This window comes from Nocardia sp. NPDC047648, assembly GCF_040642815.1.
Taxonomy (GTDB): Bacteria; Actinomycetota; Actinomycetes; order Mycobacteriales; family Mycobacteriaceae; genus Nocardia; species Nocardia gamkensis.
The window spans coordinates 206,791-230,159 of record NZ_JBEYSX010000001.1 but is presented as its reverse complement, the minus strand read 5'-3'; the positions used below and the strand labels follow the sequence as shown (position 1 = coordinate 230,159).

The 23,369-nt window shown below is 69.4% G+C and carries 25 protein-coding genes; 14 read left to right on the top strand and 11 right to left on the bottom strand.

What is annotated here, in order from left to right:
* Nucleotides 1-68: 68 nt before the first annotated feature.
* Genes ABZ803_RS00970 through ABZ803_RS00950 form a run of 5 tightly spaced genes read left to right on the top strand, consistent with a single transcriptional unit; the run spans nucleotide 69 to nucleotide 4,943 of the window.
* Complete coding sequence (locus tag ABZ803_RS00970; RefSeq protein WP_357031017.1) at nucleotides 69-1,511, top strand: form I ribulose bisphosphate carboxylase large subunit; 1,443 nt, start codon at nucleotides 69-71, stop codon at nucleotides 1,509-1,511.
* 21 nt (nucleotides 1,512-1,532) lie between these two features.
* Nucleotides 1,533-1,955, top strand: a complete 423-nt coding sequence (locus ABZ803_RS00965) for a ribulose bisphosphate carboxylase small subunit (protein ID WP_043691098.1) — start codon at nucleotides 1,533-1,535, stop codon at nucleotides 1,953-1,955.
* Nucleotides 1,945-2,949: an AAA family ATPase gene (locus ABZ803_RS00960; RefSeq protein ID WP_357031014.1), complete on the top strand. Its 1,005-nt coding sequence runs from the start codon at nucleotides 1,945-1,947 to the stop codon at nucleotides 2,947-2,949. The genes ABZ803_RS00965 and ABZ803_RS00960 overlap by 11 nt, the downstream gene beginning before the upstream one ends.
* 15 nt (nucleotides 2,950-2,964) lie before the next feature.
* The gene (locus ABZ803_RS00955; protein ID WP_357031011.1) at nucleotides 2,965-4,053 is read left to right on the top strand and encodes a class 1 fructose-bisphosphatase; all 1,089 of its coding nucleotides are present in this window, start codon (nucleotides 2,965-2,967) and stop codon (nucleotides 4,051-4,053) included.
* An 11-nt stretch (nucleotides 4,054-4,064) separates the two neighbouring features.
* Nucleotides 4,065-4,943 (top strand): phosphoribulokinase, encoded by an 879-nt coding sequence (locus tag ABZ803_RS00950; protein ID WP_357031008.1) that lies wholly within the window; start codon nucleotides 4,065-4,067, stop codon nucleotides 4,941-4,943.
* A gap of 43 nt (nucleotides 4,944-4,986) precedes the next feature.
* On the opposite strand, the gene dinB is transcribed toward ABZ803_RS00950, so the two are convergent.
* Both dinB and ABZ803_RS00940 read right to left on the bottom strand, forming a co-directional pair.
* Nucleotides 4,987-6,222 (bottom strand): DNA polymerase IV, encoded by a 1,236-nt coding sequence (dinB, locus tag ABZ803_RS00945; protein WP_357031005.1) that lies wholly within the window; start codon nucleotides 6,220-6,222, stop codon nucleotides 4,987-4,989.
* Nucleotides 6,223-6,320: 98 nt separating this feature from the next.
* Nucleotides 6,321-7,538, bottom strand: a complete 1,218-nt coding sequence (locus ABZ803_RS00940; protein WP_357031002.1) for an erythromycin esterase family protein — start codon at nucleotides 7,536-7,538, stop codon at nucleotides 6,321-6,323.
* 114 nt (nucleotides 7,539-7,652) lie between these two features.
* Between ABZ803_RS00940 and ABZ803_RS00935 the strand changes: the two genes are divergently transcribed.
* The 4 genes from ABZ803_RS00935 to ABZ803_RS00920 all read left to right on the top strand — a co-directional run bounded on the left by ABZ803_RS00935 (nucleotide 7,653) and on the right by ABZ803_RS00920 (nucleotide 10,956).
* Nucleotides 7,653-8,363, top strand: a complete 711-nt coding sequence (locus ABZ803_RS00935; RefSeq protein WP_357032586.1) for a MerR family transcriptional regulator — start codon at nucleotides 7,653-7,655, stop codon at nucleotides 8,361-8,363.
* Nucleotides 8,364-8,502: 139 nt separating this feature from the next.
* On the top strand, nucleotides 8,503-8,883 hold the full coding sequence (locus ABZ803_RS00930; protein WP_040866763.1) for a BlaI/MecI/CopY family transcriptional regulator: 381 nt from the start codon (nucleotides 8,503-8,505) through the stop codon (nucleotides 8,881-8,883).
* Nucleotides 8,880-9,830 (top strand): M56 family metallopeptidase, encoded by a 951-nt coding sequence (locus tag ABZ803_RS00925; protein ID WP_357030999.1) that lies wholly within the window; start codon nucleotides 8,880-8,882, stop codon nucleotides 9,828-9,830. The genes ABZ803_RS00930 and ABZ803_RS00925 overlap by 4 nt, the downstream gene beginning before the upstream one ends.
* A 16-nt stretch (nucleotides 9,831-9,846) precedes the next feature.
* Nucleotides 9,847-10,956 (top strand): crosslink repair DNA glycosylase YcaQ family protein, encoded by a 1,110-nt coding sequence (locus ABZ803_RS00920; protein WP_357030996.1) that lies wholly within the window; start codon nucleotides 9,847-9,849, stop codon nucleotides 10,954-10,956.
* A gap of 269 nt (nucleotides 10,957-11,225) precedes the next feature.
* Here ABZ803_RS00920 and ABZ803_RS00915 read toward each other — a convergent pair whose 3' ends face one another.
* Entirely contained in the window at nucleotides 11,226-12,656 is a 1,431-nt protein-coding gene (locus ABZ803_RS00915) for an MFS transporter (RefSeq protein ID WP_357030993.1), read from the bottom strand.
* Nucleotides 12,657-12,669: 13 nt separating this feature from the next.
* A complete protein-coding gene (locus ABZ803_RS00910; protein WP_357030990.1) occupies nucleotides 12,670-13,470 on the bottom strand; it encodes a thioesterase family protein in 801 nt (266 codons plus the stop codon).
* Nucleotides 13,471-13,524: 54 nt separating this feature from the next.
* On the opposite strand from ABZ803_RS00910, the gene ABZ803_RS00905 reads away from it, so the two are divergent.
* From ABZ803_RS00905 to ABZ803_RS00895, 3 genes are read left to right on the top strand one after another with little or no spacing between them, the layout of a single operon-like run.
* Complete coding sequence (locus tag ABZ803_RS00905; protein WP_357030987.1) at nucleotides 13,525-13,995, top strand: helix-turn-helix domain-containing protein; 471 nt, start codon at nucleotides 13,525-13,527, stop codon at nucleotides 13,993-13,995.
* Between the two features lie 52 nt (nucleotides 13,996-14,047).
* Nucleotides 14,048-14,461 (top strand): NUDIX domain-containing protein, encoded by a 414-nt coding sequence (locus tag ABZ803_RS00900; protein WP_357030984.1) that lies wholly within the window; start codon nucleotides 14,048-14,050, stop codon nucleotides 14,459-14,461.
* 32 nt (nucleotides 14,462-14,493) lie between these two features.
* Nucleotides 14,494-14,991, top strand: coding sequence for a hypothetical protein (locus ABZ803_RS00895; protein ID WP_357030981.1), 498 nt, complete (start codon nucleotides 14,494-14,496; stop codon nucleotides 14,989-14,991).
* A gap of 27 nt (nucleotides 14,992-15,018) precedes the next feature.
* On the opposite strand, the gene ABZ803_RS00890 is transcribed toward ABZ803_RS00895, so the two are convergent.
* The 4 genes from ABZ803_RS00890 to ABZ803_RS00875 are packed head-to-tail and all read right to left on the bottom strand — an operon-like array spanning nucleotide 15,019 to nucleotide 18,755.
* Nucleotides 15,019-15,618: an ATP/GTP-binding protein gene (locus ABZ803_RS00890; RefSeq protein ID WP_040866767.1), complete on the bottom strand. Its 600-nt coding sequence runs from the start codon at nucleotides 15,616-15,618 to the stop codon at nucleotides 15,019-15,021.
* Nucleotides 15,599-15,973 (bottom strand): DUF742 domain-containing protein, encoded by a 375-nt coding sequence (locus tag ABZ803_RS00885; protein ID WP_040866768.1) that lies wholly within the window; start codon nucleotides 15,971-15,973, stop codon nucleotides 15,599-15,601. The genes ABZ803_RS00890 and ABZ803_RS00885 overlap by 20 nt, the downstream gene beginning before the upstream one ends.
* Nucleotides 15,974-15,981: 8 nt before the next feature.
* Nucleotides 15,982-16,395, bottom strand: coding sequence for a roadblock/LC7 domain-containing protein (locus tag ABZ803_RS00880; protein ID WP_040866769.1), 414 nt, complete (start codon nucleotides 16,393-16,395; stop codon nucleotides 15,982-15,984).
* A 2-nt stretch (nucleotides 16,396-16,397) separates the two neighbouring features.
* Nucleotides 16,398-18,755, bottom strand: coding sequence for a nitrate- and nitrite sensing domain-containing protein (locus ABZ803_RS00875; protein ID WP_357030976.1), 2,358 nt, complete (start codon nucleotides 18,753-18,755; stop codon nucleotides 16,398-16,400).
* A 249-nt stretch (nucleotides 18,756-19,004) separates the two neighbouring features.
* Between ABZ803_RS00875 and ABZ803_RS00870 the strand changes: the two genes are divergently transcribed.
* Nucleotides 19,005-20,558: a succinic semialdehyde dehydrogenase gene (locus ABZ803_RS00870; RefSeq protein ID WP_357030973.1), complete on the top strand. Its 1,554-nt coding sequence runs from the start codon at nucleotides 19,005-19,007 to the stop codon at nucleotides 20,556-20,558.
* 64 nt (nucleotides 20,559-20,622) lie between these two features.
* Here ABZ803_RS00870 and ABZ803_RS00865 read toward each other — a convergent pair whose 3' ends face one another.
* Nucleotides 20,623-21,027: a DUF779 domain-containing protein gene (locus ABZ803_RS00865; RefSeq protein WP_357030970.1), complete on the bottom strand. Its 405-nt coding sequence runs from the start codon at nucleotides 21,025-21,027 to the stop codon at nucleotides 20,623-20,625.
* 158 nt (nucleotides 21,028-21,185) lie between these two features.
* Nucleotides 21,186-22,400, bottom strand: coding sequence for a transcriptional regulator (locus ABZ803_RS00860; protein WP_357030967.1), 1,215 nt, complete (start codon nucleotides 22,398-22,400; stop codon nucleotides 21,186-21,188).
* 142 nt (nucleotides 22,401-22,542) lie between these two features.
* Here ABZ803_RS00860 and ABZ803_RS00855 point away from each other — a divergent pair, with 142 nt between their 5' ends.
* Entirely contained in the window at nucleotides 22,543-22,965 is a 423-nt protein-coding gene (locus ABZ803_RS00855; protein WP_357030964.1) for an MmcQ/YjbR family DNA-binding protein, read from the top strand.
* A gap of 4 nt (nucleotides 22,966-22,969) precedes the next feature.
* On the opposite strand, the gene ABZ803_RS00850 is transcribed toward ABZ803_RS00855, so the two are convergent.
* Nucleotides 22,970-23,293, bottom strand: coding sequence for a hypothetical protein (locus ABZ803_RS00850; protein ID WP_357030961.1), 324 nt, complete (start codon nucleotides 23,291-23,293; stop codon nucleotides 22,970-22,972).
* Nucleotides 23,294-23,369: the final 76 nt, after the last annotated feature.

Below are 23,369 nucleotides of genomic sequence, written 5' to 3'. Positions count from 1 at the left end.
CTGGAAATCCCAAGGCACGCCCGTTCGCCCGGGTGCGGGTGTCCCGCAGTGGCACAGCAGGAGGAACGATGGCCGAAGAAATCGAACGCGACCGCTGGGATCCGGGTGTCCAAACCTACGCCTCGATGGGGTATTACGCGCCCGACTACCAGCCGACGGAGACCGACGTGCTCGCCGTGTTCCGGGTGACCCCGCAGCGCGGCGTCGATCCGATCGAGGCGGCCGCCGCGGTGGCGGGTGAATCCTCCACGGCCACTTGGACGGTGGTGTGGACCGACCGGCTCACCGCGCACTCGCGCTATCAGGCGAAGTGCTACCGCATCGATGAGGTCCCCGGGCGGCCGGGCGAATACTTCGCCTACATCGCCTACGATCTCGACCTGTTCGAGGAGGGCTCGATCACCAATCTGACCTCGTCGATCATCGGTAACGTGTTCGGTTTCAAGCCGCTGCTGGCGCTGCGGCTGGAAGACATGCGCATTCCGGTGGCATACGTGAAGACGTTCCAGGGGCCGCCGCACGGCACGGTGATGGAACGCGAATATCTCAACAAATACGGCAGGCCACTGCTCGGTGCGACGGTGAAACCGAAACTCGGGCTATCGGCGCGCAATTACGGCCGGGTGATCTACGAGGCGTGCAAAGGCGGCCTGGATTTCACCAAGGACGACGAGAACATCAACTCCCAGCCGTTCATGCGCTGGCGCGACCGATACCTGTTCGCGATGGAGGGCGTCAACCGCGCGATGGCCGAGACCGGCGAGATCAAAGGCCACTACCTCAATGTGACCGCGGCGTCGATGGAGCAGATGTACGAGCGCGCGGAGTTCGCCAAGGAACTCGGCAGCGTCGTCATCATGATGGACCTCACCGTCGGATTCACCGCGATGCAGTCGATGTCGCACTGGGCGCGCCGCAACGGGGTGCTGCTGCACCTGCATCGCGCCGGGCATTCCACCTACACCCGGCAGAAGACGCACGGTGTCAGCTTCCGGGTGCTGGCCAAGTGGTGCAGGCTGATCGGCGTCGATCATCTGCACGCGGGCACCGTGGTAGGCAAGCTGGAGGGCGATCCCGCGACGACCAAAGGGTTCTACGACACCCTGCGGGAGAACCACATTCGGACCGAACCGGCGAACGGGATCTTCTTCGACCAGTACTGGGCGAGCCTGCCCGGCGTGATGCCGGTGGCCTCCGGCGGTATCCATGCCGGGCAGATGCATCAGTTGCTCGACCTGTTCGGCGACGACGTGGTGTTGCAGTTCGGCGGTGGCACGATCGGGCATCCGCTCGGCATCGCCGCGGGCGCGGAGGCGAACCGGGTCGCGCTGGAGGCGGTCGTCCAGGCCCGAAACGAGGGCCGCGACCTGCTGAAGGAGGGGCCCGAGGTGTTGCGCAAGGCGGCCGAGATCTGCCGCCCGCTCGACGTCGCCCTCGCTACCTGGGGCGATGTCACCTTCGATTACACCTCCACCGACGCGCCGGACGCCGTGCCGACGGCCAGCCGCTGACCATCCCGGAAGGAGAAACCGATGTATCTACGGCACGGAACATTCTGCTACCTGCCGCCGCTGACCGATGAGCAGATCGCCGCCCAGGTGCGCTACGCGCTGCTCAACAGCTGGCCGGTATCCATCGAATACACCGATGATCCGCATCCACGCAACGCCTACTGGGAGATGTGGGGACTGCCGCTGTTCGACCTGGACGAGCCCGACGGTGTCTTGGCCGAGATCAACGCCTGCCGAGCCACTTTCCCGCGGCATTACGTACGGGTGCTGGCCTACGACGCCCGATACACCAGGCAGACGACAGCACTGAGTTTCCTGGTGCAGCGGCCGCCCGACGAGCCCGGCTTCGTGCTGACCCGCACCGAGGGCCCGGACCGCAGGCAGACCTACGGCCTGCACTCGTATGCCACGACCGTCCGCCCGGGAGACCGGTATGGCGGCTGAGCCCAACGGCTCGGGATTCCGTCTGCACCGGCCGGGGACCGACCTCCCCGGCGCGGTGCCGACGGCGCCCGCCGAAACGGAGGCGCCGGAGATCCTGGGCGAGGACGCGGTGCTGGATCTGTCGGCCGACATCGCAGGCCACGACGTCGAGGAGACGCTGCGCAGACTGGACGCGGAACTGATCGGCCTGGCCCCGGTGAAGCGGCGGGTGCGCGAGATCGCGGCGCTGCTGTTGATCGACCGCGCGCGGCAGCGATTCGGGCTGACTTCGTCGCGGCCGACCATGCACATGAGCTTCACCGGCGGGCCCGGCACGGGCAAGACGACGGTGGCATTGCGGATGGCGCAGATGCTGCACGCGCTCGGCTACATCCGCAAACCCAAAGTGCACACCGTCACTCGTGACGACCTGGTGGGCCAGTTCATCGGGCACACCGCCCCCAAGACGAAGGAGGCGCTGGCCAAGGCGGCGGGCGGCGTGCTGTTCATCGATGAGGCCTACTACCTGTTCCGGCCGGAGAACGAACGCGATTACGGGCAGGAGGTGATCGAGATCCTGTTGCAGGAGATGGAGAACGAGCGCGCCAGTCTGGTGGTGATCTTCGCCGGATACCCGGACCGGATGGATCGCTTCTTCTCCGCCAACCCCGGCCTGTCCTCGCGGGTGGCCCACCACTTGGAGTTCGCCGACTACACCCACGCCGAGCTGCTGGACATCGCCGGACTCATGGTGACCGGGGAGAACTTCCATTTCGACGACGCGGCGCGCAGCGCTTTCGGGGAGTACCTGGAACGCCGGATGGCCCGTCCGCGCTTCTCCAACGCGCGCAGCGTCCGCAACGCGCTGGACCGCTGCCGGTTGCGGCAGGCCAAGCGGCTCGTCGAGCTGCGCAGACCACTGACCAAGACCGATTTGATCACGCTCACCGATCAGGATGTGTACGGCAGCAGCGTGTTCACCGACCCCGGGCCCACCGCACGAGCCCCCCGGTGACGAGATCGAGGCGCTATGCCAGAAGGACTGAAGACCCTCACCCGCTACACCATCGAGCAGGAGCATCGCCATCCCGGCTCGTCCGGTGAGTTCTCCGCCCTGGTGAACGTGATCGCGACCGCGACGAAGATCGTCGCCAACCAGGTCACCCGCGGCGCGATCGTCGGATCGCTCGGCCCCTCGGGGCCGGGCAACCCCCCGCCGACGGTGCATCGCGAGCTGGACGCGATCGCCAACGACATCATGGTCGCCGAAACCCAGTGGACCGGCCATCTTTCGGCGTTGCTCTCCGAACAGATCAGCGAGATCCATCCGGTGCCCGCCACGCATCGGCGCGGGAAATACCTGCTCGCGTTCGATCCCCTGGACGGTTCGTCGAACATCGACGTGAACCTTCCGGTGGGCACGATCTTCAGCGTGCTGCGCGCGCCCGCGCGGGAGACGGGGTCGCAGGACGGTCCGGCCGCGGACGACTTCCTGCAGTCCGGTGTCGAGCAGGTGTGCGCGGGGTTCACGCTGTACGGGCCCGCGACCATGCTGGTGCTGACCACCGGCAGCGGCGTGGACGGGTTCACCCTGGACCGGGAGATCGGCGCGTTCGTGCTGACCCACCCGCGGATGCGCATTCCCGAGGACACCTCCGGTTTCGCGATCAACGCGGCCAACGAGCGCTTCTGGGAGCGACCCGTGCGCCGCTACGTGCACGAGTGCCTGGACGGCGTGGACGGACCGCGCGAGCGGGATTTCAACATGCGCTGGGTGGCATCGCTGGTCGCCGACACCTTCCACATCCTCACGCGGGGCGGGGTGTACCTGTATCCGCGCGACACCCGCCCGCCCGCGCGTCCGGGGCGGGTGGCGTTGCTCTACGGCGCCAACCCGATCGCGTTCATCGTCGAACAGGCCGGCGGCGCGGCGACCACCGGCAGCGAGCGGGTGCTGGAAGTGCTGCCCGGGGAGGTCCACCAGCGGGTGCCGCTGATCTTCGGCTCCCGCAACGAAGTGGAGCGCATCGAGCGGTATCACCGTGAACCCGACGAGGGGCCCAGTTTCGACAGTTCGCTGTTCGGCAGGCGGTCGCTGTTTCGTCCGGCCCAGCGCTGAAGAGGAGAACCATGTCGGTCAAGCACCCGGTCGTCGCGATCACCGGATCCTCCGGGGCGGGGACCTCCAGCGTGACCCGGACCTTCCAGGAGATCTTCCGCCGCGAGGGGATCACCGCGGCCGTTGTGGAGGGCGACGCGTTCCACCGCTACGACCGCAACGAGATGAAACTGGCCATGGCGGAGGCCGAGCAGACCCGCAATCTGCGGTTCTCGCATTTCGGTGAGGAAGCCAACCTGCTGAAAGAACTGGAGACGCTGTTCCGCGACTACGGCGAGACCGGCGTCGGGACCGTGCGCCGATACCTGCACGACGAGACCGAGGCCAAGCCCTACGGCCAGTCGCCGGGGACCTTCACGCCGTGGGAGGAATTGACGCCGGGCAGCGATCTGCTGTTCTACGAGGGCCTGCACGGCGCGGCGGTCACCTCCACGGTCGATGTGGCCCGGTACACCGATCTGCTGGTCGGCGTCGTGCCGATCATCAATCTGGAGTGGATTCAGAAGGTGATCCGGGACAAGACCGAGCGCGGCTACTCCAGCGAGGCCGTGATCGACACGATCCTGCGGCGGATGCCGGACTACGTCACCTACATCTGCCCGCAATTCTCCCGCACCTACGTCAACTTCCAGCGCGTGCCGACGGTGGACACGTCCAATCCGTTCATCGCGCGCACCATTCCGACGGCCGACGAGAGTTTCGTGGTGATCCGGTTCGCCGACCCGAAGGTGATCGACTTCCCCTATCTACTGTCGATGCTGCACGACTCGTTCATGTCGCGGTCGAACTGCATCGTCGTCCCCGGCGGCAAGATGGAGCTGGCCATGCAGCTGATCTTCACGCCGCTGATCCTGCGATTGATGGACAAGCGGCCGAAACGGACGTACTGAGTGATGGTGCGGACGCTGCCCGGTACCGCGAGCGCCGTCGGCGTCAGTCGGGGAGGAGCGGGACCGAGAGGCCCTCGCCCCGGTGCAGGAGGGTCGCGCGGGTGACGGCGGCGGAGCCGAAGCGCGCGCGCAAGTCGTCGAGGGTCGCGTCGAGGGTGCCGGTGGCGCGGGCCTCGAAGGGCAGCGAGAGCTGGACGGTGTCGGCGTCGTCGAGATTGGTCAGCGCCAAGCCGATCAGGGTGAGGCCGCGTTCCTGGATGAGCGGCATCGCGCCGGTGAGCAGAGCGCGGGCCGCGAACAGGATCGTCTCGGTGTGGTCGGTGGCCTGGGCGAGGGTGTGCGAGCGGGTGGCCCGGGTGAAATCGTCGAAACGCAGCCGCAGCACCACCGTTCGGCACACCCGGTCGGCGGCGCGCAGCCGCCTGCCCAGCCGATCGGTGAGCCCGTGCAGGTAGGCCTCGATCTCGTCGGGAGGACGGCGCTTGCGCCCGAGGGCGCGCTGGGCGCCGATCGAACGCCGCCGCCTGCCGGTCTCGACGCGACGCGGATCCCGCGCCCAGGACAGGGCATAGAGGTGGCGGGCGGCGGCGGGACCGAGTATCGCCCGCAGCGGGCGCTCACCGAGTTCGGCCAGCTGACCGACACGGGTGATGCCGTGTTCGTGCAACGTGCGCGCGGTGACGTCGCCGACACCCCAGAGTCTCTCCACCGGCAGCGGATGCAGGAACTCCAGTTCGCCGTCCGGCGGGACCAGCCGCAACCCGTCGGGCTTGGCGACGGCGCTGGCCACCTTGGCGAGGAACTTGGTGCGGGCGATGCCCACCGAGATGGGCAAGCCGACCAGGTCGCGGACTTGCGCGCGCAGCCGCGTCGCGATGGCGACCGGCTCGCCCGCGATCCGGCGCAGGCCGCCGACGTCGAGAAAGGCCTCATCGATGGAGATGCCCTCCACCACGGGCGTGGTGTCGCGGAAGATCTCGAAGACGGCCTTGCTCGCCTCGGCGTAGGCCGACATCCGCGGCGGCACCACGATCGCGTGCGGGCACAACCGGCGCGCCTGCCCGCCGTTCATCGGGGTGCGCACCCCGAACGCCTTCGCCTCATAGCTCGCCGCCAGGACCACACCGCCGCCGACGATCACCGGCCTGCCGCGCAGCCGCGGGTCGTCACGCTGCTCGACCGAGGCGTAGAACGAGTCGAGGTCGGCATGCAGGATCGATGCCTCCGGCCGCGCGAGTATCCGGGGCCTGCGGGGGACGGGCGCATCGGACACGAACATATGTTCGCATAAGCCTCCGTCCGGCGTGTCGAACTCCCCGGGCCGTTCGGAGTGCCGCCGAGACACCCGCGAGCCGGCAGCAGAGGTGGAGGCGAAGGCTACCAGTACTGATGCCGCTTTCCGTCGGTGTCGGCGACGAAGATGACCGCATCGGCGCCGTCCAGGTCCGCCGGGGTGAGCGGAATGTGGCCGGGCACGAAAGGTGCACTCGTGCCGATCGACGGCGCGAGCGCGGCGCGCAGGTCCTGGGCCGGGAACAGGGCACGGCGGGAGGTCGCCTCGGCCAATACGCGCTGGAGGGTGCCCGGCTCACTGTCGGGACTTGCGTCGGTTGCCACGAACACGTAGCGCTCGCCGAGGGTGAGTTCGGCGAGCGCGCCGGCGCTGCCCCAGTTCGCCTCGCCCCGGCCGATCGGCGTGTGGGACTGCACGCGCTGCAAGTGCGCGTTGTGCGCGAACACCAGGCTCGGTCCGCGTCGCCGCTCCTGCGCGACGATCGCGAGCAGGTTCTCGGCCATCATCTCGGCGCGCACGCTGAGCAGGGTCGCGATGCGATCGGGTGCGGAACCGGCCATGGCCGCGTGATAGCGCAGCAGGCCCTGGGCGGCGCGCGCGTGCGCCACGGCGTGCTCGTAGCCGGTCGGGTCGGCGCGACGCAGGCCGGGTGCCGCGCGGTGCAGCGCGCAGGCGAGATCGTCCGCGACGACGCGCAGGGCACGGGCGCGGTCCGAGTCTCCGATGGACGCAGCCGGGTCGTACATGGCCGCCTCGTTCGTCCAGTCCGCGTCCTCGCCGAGCAGTGCGTCCAGGTCGCGGACCGATCCGGGCCGCAGCGCCGCGGGCAGATAGTCGGCGACCGAGCACAGTGCGCGTCGCGGACTCGGCGCACCGGAGTGCTCCACCGGAGCGTCGAAGCCGTGGAAGCGAACCCGGTCCGACGGCGCGCGGGTGGCGTTGTGCGTGCGGAGCCATTCGACGAGTTCGCGGTTGCCCGGCACCGCGCCGAACCCGTGGCTGAACCCGGTCGCGAGCACCGTGTCGAGGTTCGCGGTGGCCCCCGCCACGTAGTCGTCGACAACGGACGCGGCGAAGACATCGGTCTCCAGCACGATCGACCGGTACCCCCGTTCGACGAGGTGACAGAGGATCTCGTTGCGTAACAACGGGAACGCCTCGACCCCGTGCGTCGGCTCGCCGAGGGCCAGCAGGGCCGTCGGCTCGGTCCGCGCGCCGAGCAATTCGTCGAGGGCACGGCCCAGGCTTGCACGGTCGTCGAGTTGGCGGCCGAAGGCGCGCAGTGCTGCGGCAGTGGACATGAACAACCCCTTTCCAGAAGGAACTGCCCTCGACAGTATCGTTGAACATTCGAGTGAAACTTTCGCGACTGATCCCTGGCATTCAGGGATCAAAGCCTCAATCGGAGGTGTGAGCTGCGGCCGATCGACCTCGCCCGGGAACACGGTTTGTCCGCACAGGCGATCCGCAACTACGACGACGCGGGCATCCTTCCGCCCGCCGAGCGCAGCGCGGCCGGCTACCGGCGCTACACGGCCCTGCACGCGCAGGCGCTGCGCGCCTTCCTCGCGTTGCGAGCGGGCCACGGCCACCGGCAGGCGACGGACATCATGCGCGCGACCAACCGCGGCGACTCCGAGTCCGCCTACCGGCTCATCGACGCCGCGCACGTCGCGCTGCTCACCGAACGCGACACCCGCACCGAGGTCGCGACGGCCCTGGGCGGCCTGGCCCGCGCGATGCCCACCGAGGTCCACGGCCGACCGCTGACCGTCGGCGAACTCGCGCGCCGGCTCGGCGTGCACGCGGCGACACTGCGCATGTGGGAGTCCCATGGCATCCTGCGCCCCGACCGTGACCGGGCGACGGGTTACCGCCACTACGGACCGGACGGCGTACGCGACGCCGAGATCGCACGACAGCTGCGCCGGGGCGGCTACCGGCTGTCCCAGGTCGCGCGGTTCGTCGAGTCGCTGCGCGCGGCGGGCGGGGCGGACGCGTTGAGCGCCTTCCTCGACTCCTGGCAGGACCGGTTGACCATGCGCAGCCGCAACCTTCTCACCGGCGCGGCCCAGCTCGATACCTACCTCGCCATGCTCGATCGGACGCCGCGCGACACGGCGTGAGGGCACGGCCCCAGGCGTGCAAGGCATCCCGCGGCCCTGGTCGGCGCAGACGGATCTACTGGTTGCCTCCGTAGTAACCGGCCGTAACCGGTACCCTGTTCCCACGACGGGGCACAGCTCGGATGAGGGAGTCGGTACGGTGCGTGGATTCGGGGATCTGGAGGCGGTGATCATGGACCGCATCTGGGATCAGGACGCAGAGGACACAACGGTGCGCGAGATCTTCGACGACCTGTCGGCTCAGCGCGACATCGCCTATACGACGGTGATGTCGACCATGGACAACCTGCATCGCAAGGGCTGGCTCGCACGCGAACGCGCGGGTAAGGCCTATCGATATTGGCCGACGCTCACCAGGGAGGAGCACAGCGCCCGGCTCATGCTAGAAGCGCTGGGGTCCGGCGGACGCTCCGATCTGGTGCTCAGTCATTTCGTGGATCGGATCAGCGCCGAGGAGTCGGCCGGGCTGCGTGCCGCGCTGCGCAGACTCGCGGCGCGCAAGTCACCAGAAGTCCCGTGAACCTGGCCATCGCTCTGACGTTGTACGGCAGCGTCGTGGCGACTTTCGGTCCGCCCGTGCTGCGCAGTCTGACCCATCGCGGCATCGCGCCGCGGCTGGGCGTGATCGCCTGGGTCGTCGCGATCGTCGGCGCCCTGAGCGCCTGGGGGATCGCCGCGACGGTGGTGACCATCGAGTTCGCCACCTACTGGGGACATCCGAAGGACGCGCTGCGTTCCTGCGTGTCGTTCCTGTGGACGCCCATGCATGTGCACGGCGCCGCGGCCACCCGGGCGGCAACATTCGCCGTGGCGGCGCTGGTGGCCACCGGCACGGTGGCGCTCATCGCGCGCGCGGTGGGTGTCGTGGTGGACATGCGCAGGCGCACCAGCGTCCACGCCAGGGCCGTCCGCCTGGTCGGCAGGCCGGTGCCGGGCATCGGTGCGGTCGTGCTCGATTCGCCGGAGCGGCAGGTGTATTGCGTGCCGGGACGGCCAGACACCATCGTGGTCACCACCGCCGCGCTGGACGTGCTGGACGACGACCAGCTGGCCGCGGTGCTCGCGCACGAGCGCGCGCACCTGTCCGGCAGGCACGCGGCGTTGTCGGCGGTGCTGCGCGCGGTGGCCACCACGCTGCCGGGACTGCGCTTGTTCACCGTCGGTGCGACGGAGATCGCCCGGCTGCTGGAGATGTGTGCCGACGACAAGGCCGCCGACGAGCACGGTTCGCTGCCGTTACTGGGCGGGCTGCTGGCGATCGTCGGCGTCGTCGAGCCCGCGCCCCCGGGTGCGCTGGCCGCGGCGGGCACGGCGGTACTGGCCCGCGCCGAGCGGCTGGCCGACCCGGTCGGCGCGATCCGGCGAGCGACCACCCGCACCGCCCTGCTCGGCGTGATCGCGATGACAGTGACCGGGTCGGCGCTGGCGGCCGCGACGGTGGCCGGTGTCGGCGCGCTGCTGAGCTGAGTGGGAAGGAGCGCGCGTGCGAGCCACCTGGGATCAGGTTTTCGCCTGGCGGCTGGATCGTCAGTATGTCCGGTCCCGTGCGGACGAGGGTGCGGTAGCCATCGCCGGGCGTTTGTGCGGCGTGCAGGCCCAAGTCGCCTCCGCGGCGGAACTGGCGGTCGGGCTGCGCAGCACGAAACCGGAACCGGGCGGGCTGGTTCGCGCGCTCGGGGACGGCGCGCTGATGAAGACCTGGGCGATGCGCGGCACATTGCACGCGCTCACTCCGGATCTGGCCGCCGCCTGCCTCGCGCTCATCGGCTCGGCACGCACCTGGGAGAAGCCCGCCTGGCAGAAGAACTTCGGCGCCTCGCCCGCGGAGGTGGCCGCGCTGGCCGAGGCGGTCGCCGAGGTGCTCGACGGCGCGGTGCTCACCCGCGAGGAACTGGTCGAGGCGCTGGTGTCCGAGCCGGGCTTCCACCGGCTCGGCGAGGAATTGCGCTCCGGCTGGGGCGCGCTGCTCAAACCCCTGGCCTGGCAGGGGGTGCTCTGCCACGGTCCGTCGCGGGGTGCCAAGGTGACGTTCGCCCGTCCCGCCCAGCTGGTGCGCGACTGGCCCGGCCTGCCCGAGCCGGATGCCGCGGCGCCTGCGGCGATCCTCGGCTATCTCGGCGCCTACGGCCCGGCGACGCCGGAGACCTTCGACGCCTGGCTCAGCCGCAACAGTCTGCGCAAATCCACGGTGCGGCGCTGGTTCGCCGAGTTGGGTGACCTGCTCACCGAAGTCGACGTGGAGGGCCGCCGCGGCTTCCTGCCGACCGACCAGGTCGACGCGCTGGCCGCCACCGCGCCGAGCGCGACGGTGCATCTGCTCGGCGCCTTCGACCAGTACGTGCTGGGACCGGGCACCGGTGACACCGTCGCGCTGCCCGCCGCCCACCGTGCGAAGGTGAGCCGGACCGCGGGCTGGATCTCGCCGATCGTCGTGGTGGGCGGACGTATCGCGGGCACTTGGGAACTCACCGAGGACGCCGTCGAGATCACCATGTTCGACGATGCGCCGTTGCCGAAGCGGGGGCTGGACGCCGCTGTCGCGCACGTGGCGCTCACCGCTGGGCGCGAAAGCCTTACGGTGCGGGCCGGGTAGCGAGGCAGCGGGGGCCGCAGAGATCTTGGTCGTGCCCCAGTTGATGCCGGACCGACTGGGCTTCATCGCGACGTGGACCGTGGCGGCGAACCCAAGAGCTGTCCGGTCCGCGGCGGACGATTCCTGGCTGGAGCAGCACTCGTCGCCGATGGCCGTGGTGCGGCCGCTGCTCATCACCGCGGAATTCCTTGCCGCTCGCGGACCGGCGATTCCAGCGCCTCGGCCGCTGATCCGTCGCCTCACGCAGACCCGGCGGATCAGGCGGCGGATCAGGCGACGGCCGACTCGGTGGCCGATTCCGGTTGTACGGCGGCGGGTTTCGGCATGCGGGCGGCTAGGCCGACCACACCGGCGATGACCGCGACCGCGGCCGTCACGTACCAGCCGCGCCGGAACGCCTCCAGTGTCGCTTCCGGATCGGCGGGTGAGCCGAGCACCGCGACCAGCACCGCGACCCCGACCGCGAGACCGATCTGGCGCGCCATGCTCAGCACGGCCGACCCGGTGGCGAACCGCTGCGGCGGCAGTCCGCTGGTGCCGGCCGCGAAGGCGGTCGGCAGGGTCAGGCCGACACCGATGCCGCTGACCACCATGCCGCCGAGCAAGCCGCCGACGTAGTCCGGCGTCAAGGTGATCGCCCGCGCCCACCACAGCATGCCCGCTCCGAAGATGATCCCGCCCGCCGCGATGACCGGCCCGGCGCCGATCCGCCCGATCAGCCGCCCCGCCAGGATCGCGATCACCGGCACCATCAGCGGGCCGGGCGCGACGGCCAGACCGGTGCGTATCGCCGACCAGCCCCACACGTTCTGCGCCCACAGCACCACCGACAGCAGCATCGCGCCGAAGGCGACGTTGAAGAAGACGGCGTTGCCGGTCATCCAGGCGAAGTTGGGCGCGCGCAGCAGTGCCGGATCCACCACCGGGCTGTGGTGCCGGGCCGAGGAGACGACGAACGCCACCGTCAACAGCGCCGCCACGGCGAACGCGGCCAGCACGCCCGCCGACGACCACCCCCAGTCCGTACCCTTCACCAGTCCGAGCACCAGCCCGGCGATCGCGCCGACCAGCAGCGCCGCGCCGAAGAGGTCGGGCATCCGCCCGCCGTCGCCTTCGGGATCGGGCAGGATCCGCACGCCGAGGACCACCGCGATCAAGCCGAACGGCACGTTGACCAGAAATACCCAGCGCCAGCCGAATTCGACGAGCAGCCCGCCCAGCACCGGGCCGAGCGCCGCGCCGAGGCCGCCGAAGGCGACCCACAGCCGCACCGCCGCCGCGCGGCGCTGCGGCGGCGCGGCCGCGAGCACCAAGCCGAGCGAGGCGGGCGTCAGCAGCGCCCCGCCGACGGCCTGCAGAACGCGGAACAGCACCAGCGACCCGACGTCCCACGCGGTCGCGCACAGTGCCGACCCGACGACGAATATCACCAACCCCAGCAGGAAGGTAGTTCGAATGCTGCGGCGGTCGCCGAGTCGTCCTGCCGGGACCAGCAGTGCGGCGAACACGATCGCATAGGCGTTGAGCACCCAGGACAGCCCCGAGATCCGCGCTCCGCCGAGATCGGCGGACATGTCCGGAAGGGCGACGTTGACGATGAACAGATCCAGGCTCGACAGCAGTACGCCGATCGAGACGACGGCGAGCACGGTCCGGAAGTCGGCGGCGGCCCGGTTCGGCGCCGCGGTAGGGGATGGCATGATCTTCTCCGTTTCAGCCGAGCACGCGGCGGGTCTGGCGGGCAGAGGCGAGCAGCAGGCCGCTCCGGTCCCAGATCGAGGTGTCGTCTACCGACCAACCACCACCGGTAGAGGCGTTCACCGTGCGAACCAGCACCGGCAGGCCACCGGTGGGCGCGCCGTGCACGTGCATCGACAGCGCCACCGTGGGGATCGCGACCGGCGCGCGCAGCGTGGGAAATATGGCGGGCGGCAGGGCGTCGGCGAGGATCGCGAGGGCCGCCGCGTCCGCGGGCAGATCGGGGCGGAGTGCGATCCAGGCGATCATCATCGGTTCGTCCGCGCCGGTGAGTGGCAGCGGTCCCGCCGCGGGGCGGATGTCGAAGTGCGCGCTCGCAGGGACGAGTTCCGGAGGAAGGGCGAACCGCGCACAGGATTCGGCATCGGGCACCCGCGGCGCCGGTGCGCCCATGTACGTCGCGATGCCCGAGTCCACGGTGCGACCGAGCGTGACGGACGCCGCCGCGACCGGGCTGCCGTCCTGCTCGGCGTGCACGTCCAGCACTACGGTGCTGCGACCGACCGTGTGCTCGGTCGCGCGAAAGGTCAGTACGTCCTCGGTGGGACGGCCCAGGAACCGCAGGTCAACGGTCCGCACCGGCAAAGGTTCGGCAGCAGCCGCCCGAGCCACCTCGATGAGCAGAGCCGCGATCACGCCGCCGTGCGGTCCGGTCCATCCTCGCCAGGACCGGTCGACCCGCGCCTGCCACCGGCCCGCGCCGGTGTCGGTGAGCGCGAACTCCTCGGTGAGCGTCCGCGTAGTGAGTTGCTTCATGCAACGAACATTAGGATAGTGAGTTCTGTCAAGCAACTGAGTATGCTGACGGATATGCGCAGGACGAGCTTCGAGGACATGAACTGTTCGCTGGCCCAGTGCCTCGAGGTGGTGGGCGAGTGGTGGACGCTGTTGATCGTGCGCGACGCCCTGTTCGGCGTGACGCGTTTCGACGACTTCCACGCCCGGCTCGGCATCGCCCGCAATGTCCTCACCCAGCGTCTCGAGCATCTGATGGAGCACGGCGTGCTGACCAGAGAGCCCTATCAGGACAATCCGGTTCGCTACGACTACCGGCTCACCACGAAAGGCCGCTCGCTGTGGCTGGTCGTCACCGCGATGCGGCAGTGGGGTGACGAATGGGCCGCGCCGGACGGCCCGCCGGTGCAGACGACGCACGTCGCGTGCGGGAACCTAGCGACCGTCGAGCCGGTGTGCTCGGAGTGCGGTGAGCGCATCGCGTTACGCGACCTGCGTCCCGTTCTCGGCCCTGGCGCCAAGGACGCTTCCCTCATTCCCGGGTGAGGCGTGCGCTGCCCATTCCGCGTTCGCCGTCGCGCGGCGATAGGCTGCGGCGGTGGCGGACGGGCGAGTGCGGCAGTTGATCGACACGGTGGCATGGGTGCGCATCGAGGAAGGACGGATCCTGTGTGCCAGACCGCGCGGCAAGGACGTCTTCTACATCCCGGGCGGCAAGCGCGAAGGCGCCGAGACCGATCTGCAGACGCTGCTGCGCGAGATCGAGGAAGAACTCACCGTCGCGCTGCTGCCGGAGACCGCCGCGCACGTCGGCATCTATGAGGCGCCGCACGGTCCGGCGGACGGGGCGGTGGTGCGGATGAGTTGCTACACCGCGGATTACCGCGGAACGCTCGCCGCGAGCAGCGAGATCGAAGAGGTCGCGTGGTTCTCCTATGCCGACCGCGCCCTCGTCCCTCCGGTCGACCAGATGCTGTTCGACGATCTGCTGCACGCGGGCCTGCTACGGTGAATCGCGGGCCGAACAGCGCTACCGTCGGCGGTATGTCGTGGTTTCGGGCACTCCTGCGTTACGCCGCCTACGCGCTCTGGGCGCTCCCGCTGGCGGTGCGGCGAATTCCGACCCGGCTGCGCGTGCCGCGGCGACTGCTCGGTGAATCCGTTCTGCCGCACAAATTCTCCGTCACCCGGTCGGTCTCGCACTCGGTGCTCAGTGGCGCGGTCGGCCTGACGGCCTGGTTTCTGGCCTTCCTGGCGATCGTCGCAGCGTTCCGCGGGATCCTGTTTCCGGTCGTCGCGAGCGACAATCTCGAAGGATCCTGGGGCGGTCCCACTTCGGCGGGTGCGTGGGCGGTGCACGCGGCGCTCGGCGTCGGGCTACTGCCGATCTGGCTGCTGGTCCTCGCCGGGCTGGGCGCGTTCCAATTGCGGCTCACCCGCGGCCTGCTCGGCCGGAACGGGCCGTGGTGGCCTGCTCCGGCCGCGGTGGTGCTGGCCGCGGGTGGCGCGCTGCTTTTCGTGGCCTGGCTGCGGCAGGTGTGAGGGTTCACCGGCGCAGCCGCCGCGCGCTCAGGTGGTGGCGTGTGCGCGTTGTGCCCGCTGGATGAGGTGTTCGACGAGGGTGAGCAGGACATCCTTGCACGACCCTCGGTCGCGCGCGTCGCAGAGCATGACGGGGGTGGCCGAGTCGAGGTCGAGGGCGTCGCGCACTTCGTCGTTGGTGTAGCGCGGTGCGCCGTCGAAGCAGTTGACGCCCACCATGAACGGCAGACCGCGGCGCTCGAAGAAGTCCACGGACGCGAAGGAGTTGCCGAGCCTGCGGGTATCGGCCAGGACGACGGCGCCGAGCGCGCCGCGCGCCAGTTCGTCCCACAGGAACCAGAAGCGGTCCTGGCCCGGTGTGCCGAACAGGTAGAGCACCAGGTCGCGGTCGATGGTAAGCCTGCCGAAGTCCAGCGCGACCGTGGTCGTGGACTTCTGCTCGACGCCCGACAGATCGTCGATTCCGGTGCTCACCTCGGTGATCAGTTCCTCGGTGCGCAGTGGCGCGACTTCGCTGATCGCCGAGACCATGGTGGTCTTGCCGACGCCGAACCCGCCGGCGACGAGGATCTTGACCGACGCGGCCAGTTGCGGTGTGCCGCTCGGGTCAAAGTTTTCGGATTCCATCCAGTACCGCTCGCAATATGTTGAGGTCATCGGGTCCGGCCTCCGTCGGAACGGGAGCGCGGAAGATCAGTTGCCCGTCGCCGATCAGATCACCGACGAGGATCTTCGTCACCGCCAGCGGCAAACGCAACTGTGCGGAGACTTCTGCGACGGTCTGCGAAACCCGGCACAAGCGAAGGATATCGGCGTACTCGGGTTCGCTGCGTCGCAGTGTGGCCGCGGAGGAGTCCGCGATCACGGTGGTGAGCATATCCAGTTCGGGCCCCGCGCCGCTGGTGCGCCCGCGCGTGACCGCGTAGGGACGCACCAGAGGGCCGGCCGCCTCGTCGAACCAGGGCTCACGCGGATGGGTCATGGCAGGTCTTACTCGACGTGTCCGACGAGGTCTTGGCGTGCGGTCGTGGACAGATAGCTGCCGACGCGCTGGACCGTCAGATTCATCTCGTAGGCCACCATGCCGAGATTTGCCGACTCGGCGGCTTGCAGTGCCAGGCAGGCGTTGTCGCCCGCGGAGGTCACGAACAGCACCGCGCGGTCGAGTTCGATGACCGCCTGGCGGACGCCGCCGCCGTCGAACCGGTTGCCCGCGCTGCGCGCCAGCCCGTAGAGCGCCGAGGACATCGCGCCGAAGTGTTCGGCGTCCTCGCGGTTCATACCGCTGGAGCGGCCGAGTAGTAGCCCGTCGGTGGACAGCACCACCGCGTGGCGCACGCCGGCCAGCCGGTCGACGAGATCGTCGAGCAGCCAATTGAGATCACCTGCGGGAGAAGCGGACACCCCTAGCCTTCCTGTTCGTCGGGGATGGTGGCGCGGCGGCCCTGCCTGGTTCCGTTCTCGATGGCGGACATCAGATCACGGGCCTGCTCGGGGGAGCGGGGAGCCTGTGCGGAGGCGGCTTGCTGCTCCTGGGCCGACTGCGCCAATTGCGGTGCGAGATTGGTCTGTCGGTGGCGCCGCGGCAACGGCGGGCGACCGTCGGAGCCCGGTTGCGTCGGAGCCTCGGTGTACGGGCGAGGGGCGTAGCGCGGGGGCGCGGCAGATTCGACCGGCAGGGTCGCGACCGACGACGACGGGGTCTGCGCGGAATTCGCCGTCTCCGTCGCGATCGCGGGCGTGGTGACGAGCTTGCGGCGACTGCCGGGATCGGTGAGCTCCGCCGGTGTCTGCGGCACGCCCGAATCGGCCGCGATGAGGGCGGACGGCACGAGCACGATGGCCTTGATGCCGCCGTAATCGGAGTCCGACAGCCGCACCGCGATACCGTGGCGCGCCGCCAGCTGCGCGACCACGAACAATCCCAACCGGGAGTCGGCCGACAGGGTCGCCACGCCGAAATCCGGTGGATTGCGCAGTGTCTCGTTCATCTTGGCCAGGTCGGCTTCGGACATGCCCATGCCTTGGTCGCCGATTTCGACCACGACGCCTTTGCCCACCACGTTGCCGGTCACCTCGACACGCGACTGCGGCGGCGAGAAAGAGGTGGCGTTGTCCACCAGTTCGGCGAGCAGGTGGATGAGGTCGGCGACCACCGCGCCGAGTACGTGGACTTCGGGCAGCCGGGTCACCCGCACCCTGGCGTAGTCGAGGGTCTCACCGACGGCGCTGCGCACCACGTCGACCAGCGGGACCGGGTTGCGCCACTGCCTGCCCGGCTTGCCGCCGCCGAGGATGGTGAGGTTCTCGGCGTTGCGCCGCTCCCGGGTCGCGAGGTGGTCGAGACGGAACAGGGTGTCGAGCAGGACCGGGTCTTCCTGTCGCTGCTCGGCTTCGTCGAGTATCTCCAGCTGCCGGTGCACCACGATCTGGCTGCGGTGCGCGATGTTCAGGAACACCGCCTTCACGCCCTCGCGGGTGCGAGCCTCGGCCACCGCCGCGGAGACGGCAGCGGAATGGGCGTGCTGGAACGCCTTGGCCACTTGGCCGATCTCGTCGCTGCCGTAGTCCAGGTTCGGGGACTCCGCGGCGGGATCGACGGCTTCGCCGTCGCGCAACCTGCGCATCATGTCGGGCAGCCGCTCGTCGGCCAGCGCGAGCGTTTCTCCCCGCAACCGCTTCAGCCTGCGAATGACGCGGTTGGCCAAGGCGACCGCGACGACGAGCACCAGAACGCCGATCACGAGCATGCCGCCACCGGTCACGGCGGATCTGGTCGCCGCCGCGGCGGCCTTGTCTTCGGCGGCCTCCTGGACATCCCTGTTGTATACCGACCAGGCGTCCAGCAATCCGTGGCTGACCTCGGCTGCCGCGCGGTGCCATTCGTCGGCGCTCAACGGAAGCGGAGGCGGGCTCGATTGCCGTGTGCCGGTGTTCGCGCTCGCCGCGGGGGGCGATGTGGTGGCGGAAGCCGCCGCGGCGCTGACGCGCTGGATGATGGCGTTCTCCATCGCGGTCAGCTGTTGCCACGCCGTGCCGGTGGACAGCGCCTGCAGGCGGGCTTTGATCGGGCCGTCCAATTCGGTGATGAGCATGGCGATCTCGGCGTGGTAGAAGCCGGTCTGGCGGGTGTACTCATCGAGCGGTATGGGCGGGGGAGTGGCGCCGTGAACGTAGACCGCGCCGAGGGCGTTGCTGCGTGACATCGCCTCGGTCACGTAGAACAAGCGGATGCCCGCCACCGTGCCCACGGCGATATCGCTCTCCGGCGCGGTCCGCACGGTGGACTGCGCGCCCGCGGAGATCGGATCGAGCAACCGGTTGTAGAACATGTACGCGTCCGGAATCGGCAGCGCGCCGGCGTCGGCGGCGGAGCGCACCGTCGTCAGGCTCTGCGTCAGCATGACGAGGTCGGCGTCCTTCTCGGTGATCTTCGTGTCGTCGACGTCGCGCAGGTTCGCGGAGGTCGCGAGCAGGTTTCGCACCGACGCGTCCACGCGCATGCGCGCGGGACCGAGCGCGGAGGTGAGAGTGTCGTCGCCGGACAGCTGGGCGAGGGTGAGGTAGCGTTCCTGCTCGATCGCGTCCATGACCTCGCTGGTCACCGCGATGGCCTTCTGGCTCGCCGCAGCCCAGTCCTTCGCCTTCGTTCCTTCGGCTACCAGGTAGCCGGCGGCGCCCATGCCTGCCAACAGCAGAGTCAGACTCGGAATGAGCGCGATAGCCAGAATCCGGGTGCGGACCCCGAGCCTCGCTCTGAACATCGGCATAACGTAAACCACGACCCGGCGATACGGACAGCCGGTCCCGGCCAGTGGGACTCGATTTGACTCGACCGGGAAAACTGTGAGCTACGGGGGATGGTCGCCCGGCCACGCCCGAACCGAAAAGGTATTCGGCGCCGAGGCGGCCGCGGACGAGTGCCGCGCATTCCGCCCGCAGTGGGTTCATGACAGGCGATATCGGGCGTAGATTGTGTGTATCTCAAAGTTACTCACAAGTAGGAGGCACCGATGCCCGCGCCGGAAGCCGATGTATTCGACCGCCTCAGCGCGCTGGCCGCGATCGAGGCGCCCGCGGATCGTCCGCGCAGGACGATCGCAGAGACGTTCACCGGAAACTCCCTGGGCAGCGTGCCGGTCGGCACGCCGGCCGACGTCACCGCCGCCTTCGACAAAGCCAGGGCCGCGCAGCAGCGCTGGGCGGCCCGTCCGGTCGCCGAACGCGCCGCCGTGCTGGACCGTTACCGCGCTCTGGTGGTGGAGCACCGCGAGTTCCTGATGGACGTGGTGCAGGCCGAGACCGGCAAAGCCCGCTGGGCGGCCCAAGAGGAAATCATGGGCCTGATGTTCGCGGCCCGTTATTTCGCCAAGATCGCCCCGAGCGTGCTGGACACCCACCGGGTAGCGGGCGCCTTCCCCGTGCTCAATCGCGCCTCGGTCCGGTATCAGCCCAAAGGCGTGGTCGGTGTCATCGCCCCGTGGAACTACCCGCTGCTGCTGTCGATCGGCGATTCCATTCCGGCGCTGATCGCGGGCAACGCCGTGGTGGTCAAGCCCGACAGCCAGACCCCGTTCTCCACGTTGGCCGGCGCCGAGCTGCTCTACCGAGCAGGCCTGCCGCGCGAGCTGCTCGCGGTCGTCCCCGGGCCGGGCGGCGTGGTCGGCACCGCGATCGTCGAGAACTGCGACTACCTGATGTTCACCGGTTCCTCGGCGACCGGCCGCACCCTGGCCGAGCAGTGCGGCCGCAGGCTGATCGGTTTCTCCGCCGAACTCGGCGGCAAGAACCCGATGATCGTCGCCGCGGGCGCCGACCTGGACAAGGCAGCCAAGGCGGCCGTGCGCGCCTGCTTCTCCAATGCCGGGCAACTGTGCATCTCCATCGAGCGGCTCTATGTCGAGCGGCAGGTCGCCGCGGCGTTCACCGAGAAATTCGTCGCCGCAGTACACGCCGCGAAACTAGGCGCCGCCTACGACTATTCGGCCGACATCGGCAGCCTCATCTCCGAAGCGCAACTGGAAACGGTGTCCAAGCACGTCGCGGACGCCACCTCGAAGGGAGCGAAGGTGCTCACCGGCGGCAAGCCCCGTCCGGACCTGGGTCCGCTGTTCTTCGAGCCGACCGTGCTCGGCGAGGTGACCGACGAGATGGAATGCGGTCGCAACGAGACCTTCGGCCCGCTGGTGTCGATCTATCCGGTCGACAGTGTCGAGGAGGCGGTGCGCCTGGCCAACGACACCGACTACGGCCTCAACGCTTCGGTGTGGGCGGCGAGCAAATCCGAAGGCGAGCGGATCGCGGCGCGGCTGCACGCGGGCACGGTCTGTGTGGACGAGGGCTACGCGCCGGCGTGGGGCACCACCGGTGCCCCGATGGGCGGAATGGGCATCTCCGGTGTTGGGCGCCGCCACGGGCCCGACGGCCTGCTCAAGTTCACCGAACCGCAGTCGATCGTGGTCACCCGCTTCATGAATCTCGATGCGCCGAAGCTGTTCCCGAAGGACAAGTGGCAGCCGTTCCTGATGACCGTAGCGCGCAGCCTGCGTTTCCTGCCCGGGCGCTGACACACGACGTCCGCCCGGGTGGTCGTGCCCACCCGGGCGGACGACCCGCCGGTTCGTGCAGGGGTCACGCCAACCGGTCGGCTCCGGTGCGCGGCGGCCCTCCGGCCGCCAGCGCCGCTGCTTCCTCGTCGGTGAGCAGTCGTGATCTGATGACGAAACGCGTGTCCTCGAGAGCGTCGCAAGCACGGCCGCCGGGTGCTTCGGCCACATCCACGGTGAGGTGGGTGTGCTTCCAGTGCTCGTACTGCTCGCCGCTGATCCACACTTCGGTGTGCCAGGGCAGATTTCCCAGCAGGACGTCGGCGCGGTCGATCCTGGACTCCCGGATGGGCAGGCACCGTGGCGAGTCGCTGTCGCGATGCCCGGCGGACTGATGCAGCAGCACGGCTCCGTGCTGATCGATCACGCTGCGCAAGACCGCCCTGGCGCGTTCGGTGATGTCCACCCGGTGCGTTCGATGCGTCCCCATGCCGTTCGACCGGTGTGGAGGACGTGGCCGGGCTGCGTCGGGTAGTCGGCGATGCCGCAGTCCCGCCCCCGGTCTGGTGTAGCTCATGATTCCTCGCAGATATCTCGGACAGATCCACTATGGTCCGCGGAGGTTGGTGCGAGGTTGGTGTGAAAGCGTCAGTCGCGCAACGCCGTATGCAGCCGAGCCGCGACCACCGCGCGGCGCACGTCGTCGGGCGGGAGCAATCGCAGCGCGTGCTCGTGTACCGCGACATCACGGGGCGCGCGTTCACCGAAGGCCACCGCGTGCTCGGCTCGGTCACCGGCGAGCACGGCGGTCCGCACGCCGACATCGAGGTAGTCGCGCCACTGCAGCACGCCGGGTGCCTCCGATCCGGGTAGCAGCGGACCCCGGTACAGCCACACCGCCGAGGTGGTGTCACCAGCGGTGATGGCGGCGAACAGGTCGACGGCGTCGCAGGACACCGGACCGGTCAGCGCGTAACGGCGGTTGCTGATCGCACCGCCGATCGCGCGGCGCAGATGCGAGACATCGGCTTTGAGCGTGCTGCTGGACACCGAACGGTCGCCGTACAGGGCGGCGTGCAATTGCTCCGGGGTGAAGCCGTCCGGCTGTAGCGCCAGCAGGGCGAGGATCTCCAGCTGCCGAGGCGGCAGCAGCAGCGGCACCCCGTCGCGTACCAGCCGTGCGGCGCCCAGGCACTCCAGCCGGATTCCCGGCTCGGGCGCGGGCTCGGCGGTGCGCAGCATCGTCTCCACGGCTGTCACCAGCGCGCGCACCGAGGTGAGCACCGCGGGATGCGAGCGGTCCCAGGAACTCGACAGATCCAGCGCGCCGACCTGCCTGCCGTCGGGGCCGTGGATCGGCGCGGAATAGCAGACCCAGCCGTGCAGCGCGGCGATCAGGTGCTCGGCGGAGAACACCGAGGCGGGGCGGTCGGTGTGCAGCGCGAGTGCCAAGCCGGTAGTGCCCATATGGCTTTCGTCCCAGCATCCCCCCGGCGCGAGGTTGACCTGCTCGGCCTGCCTGCGCAGCGTGCGGTCACCGCAGGACCACAACACGGTGCCCGCGCTGTCGGTGACCACCGCCAGATACCCGGAATCCTCGGTGATGGCGCGCAGTTCACCCGCCAGTGCCGTCACCGGTTCGCGCAGTGGCGACGCGGCCCAGCGATCACCGATGTCGTCGATCCCCGGCGCGATCGTGCGACCGGGATCGACGGTGTGCAGCGAGCGCCGCCAGGATTGTGCTACGTCGTTGCGCAGGACGGTGTTCCGGGGGCGGGGTACCGCCCGTGGAGTCGTCGCCCAACGCTCCCATTCTCTTTCCAGTTCGACCCGCTGCTGTGTGAGGGCGCGGAACTGTGCCACGTGGAAGACCCGTCGTCGTGTGAACTCGAATGCTCGCTCTCATTCTGGCGTACGCCGACCGGCGTGGCGAGCGCCCTGAGCCCTACCGGCCGGTCGCCGGCGCTTTCGAGCGAAGTGGGCCACGACGCCCTAGGCTGCTGGCATGGCGACCGGTTTCGAGCGGGCACGCCTCGCCGATGTGCACGAGGTGGCCTCGGGCATGCCCCATGTGACACGCGCCGACGGGCCTCGCGGTAACCCGGTCTATCAGGTCGGGGGCAAATCGTTCGTGTTCTTCCGCACTCCCCGTCCGGATGCCGTGGACGCGGTGACCGGCCAGCGCTACGCCGATGTGATCGTGATCTGGGTGCCGTCGGAGTCCGATAAACAGGCGCTGGTGCAGGACCCGGACTCGCCGTTCTTCACCACGCCGCATTTCGACGGCCATCCCTCGGTGCTGGTGCGCGCCGCCCACCTCGGCGAACTGAGCCGTCGAGAACTCACCGAGGTCGTCCAGGACGCCTGGCTGTCGCGGGCCTCGCGCAAGCGCGCGGCGGACTGGCTGGCCGCCCATCCGCCGCGCTGAGCGGTCACTTGCGGATGAAGATCCCGGCCACGTCGGCGTTCTTGATCGGGGTGTCGGTGTTGGCCTGGGCGCCGCACAGCAGGTCGACCGACACCATCGTCGCGTCTACCGCGGTCCCCGCGGGCTCGCGGTCGTCCTGGCTCTGCTGCTTGACGAACTTGGTGATCGTGGTGCGCTTGGTGTCCTGATCCTGTTTGACGTACTCGCTGCACGGGGTGTCGCCACCGCGGTTGAGGGCGCGTTCGATGTCGGTGCAGCCGGCGAGGGCCATGGCGACCATCGCGAACCCGAGGCCGGTCCGACCGGTCCGTGACAGCGTGGCGTTCATGGGCTCCTCCTGAAGGGTCGGCGGCGACACCCGCCGCGATCGGACTCCAGACTAGAGCGCTGTTCACCGACGACGG

Excerpts from the sequence above, each read along its gene's own strand:
- ABZ803_RS00960 (WP_357031014.1), top strand. The coding sequence starts at position 1,945 with ATGGCGGCTGAGCCCAACGGCTCGGGATTCCGTCTGCACCGGCCGGGG.
- ABZ803_RS00885 (WP_040866768.1), bottom strand. The coding sequence starts at position 15,973 with ATGACCCATCCGCGTGAGCCCTGGTTCGACGAGGCGGCCGGCCCTCTG.
- ABZ803_RS00940 (WP_357031002.1), bottom strand. The coding sequence starts at position 7,538 with ATGTCCACTGCCGCAGCACTGCGCGCCTTCGGCCGCCAACTCGACGAC.
- ABZ803_RS00890 (WP_040866767.1), bottom strand. The coding sequence starts at position 15,618 with ATGGAATCCGAAAACTTTGACCCGAGCGGCACACCGCAACTGGCCGCG.
- ABZ803_RS00950 (WP_357031008.1), top strand. The coding sequence starts at position 4,065 with ATGTCGGTCAAGCACCCGGTCGTCGCGATCACCGGATCCTCCGGGGCG.
- ABZ803_RS00855 (WP_357030964.1), top strand. The coding sequence starts at position 22,543 with ATGGCGACCGGTTTCGAGCGGGCACGCCTCGCCGATGTGCACGAGGTG.
- ABZ803_RS00895 (WP_357030981.1), top strand. The coding sequence starts at position 14,494 with ATGTCGTGGTTTCGGGCACTCCTGCGTTACGCCGCCTACGCGCTCTGG.
- ABZ803_RS00875 (WP_357030976.1), bottom strand. The coding sequence starts at position 18,755 with ATGTTCAGAGCGAGGCTCGGGGTCCGCACCCGGATTCTGGCTATCGCG.
- ABZ803_RS00970 (WP_357031017.1), top strand. The coding sequence starts at position 69 with ATGGCCGAAGAAATCGAACGCGACCGCTGGGATCCGGGTGTCCAAACC.
- ABZ803_RS00915 (WP_357030993.1), bottom strand. The coding sequence starts at position 12,656 with ATGCCATCCCCTACCGCGGCGCCGAACCGGGCCGCCGCCGACTTCCGG.
- ABZ803_RS00850 (WP_357030961.1), bottom strand. The coding sequence starts at position 23,293 with ATGAACGCCACGCTGTCACGGACCGGTCGGACCGGCCTCGGGTTCGCG.
- dinB (WP_357031005.1), bottom strand. The coding sequence starts at position 6,222 with ATGTTCGTGTCCGATGCGCCCGTCCCCCGCAGGCCCCGGATACTCGCG.
- ABZ803_RS00905 (WP_357030987.1), top strand. The coding sequence starts at position 13,525 with ATGCGCAGGACGAGCTTCGAGGACATGAACTGTTCGCTGGCCCAGTGC.
- ABZ803_RS00955 (WP_357031011.1), top strand. The coding sequence starts at position 2,965 with ATGCCAGAAGGACTGAAGACCCTCACCCGCTACACCATCGAGCAGGAG.
- ABZ803_RS00865 (WP_357030970.1), bottom strand. The coding sequence starts at position 21,027 with ATGGGGACGCATCGAACGCACCGGGTGGACATCACCGAACGCGCCAGG.
- ABZ803_RS00870 (WP_357030973.1), top strand. The coding sequence starts at position 19,005 with ATGCCCGCGCCGGAAGCCGATGTATTCGACCGCCTCAGCGCGCTGGCC.
- ABZ803_RS00965 (WP_043691098.1), top strand. The coding sequence starts at position 1,533 with ATGTATCTACGGCACGGAACATTCTGCTACCTGCCGCCGCTGACCGAT.
- ABZ803_RS00910 (WP_357030990.1), bottom strand. The coding sequence starts at position 13,470 with ATGAAGCAACTCACTACGCGGACGCTCACCGAGGAGTTCGCGCTCACC.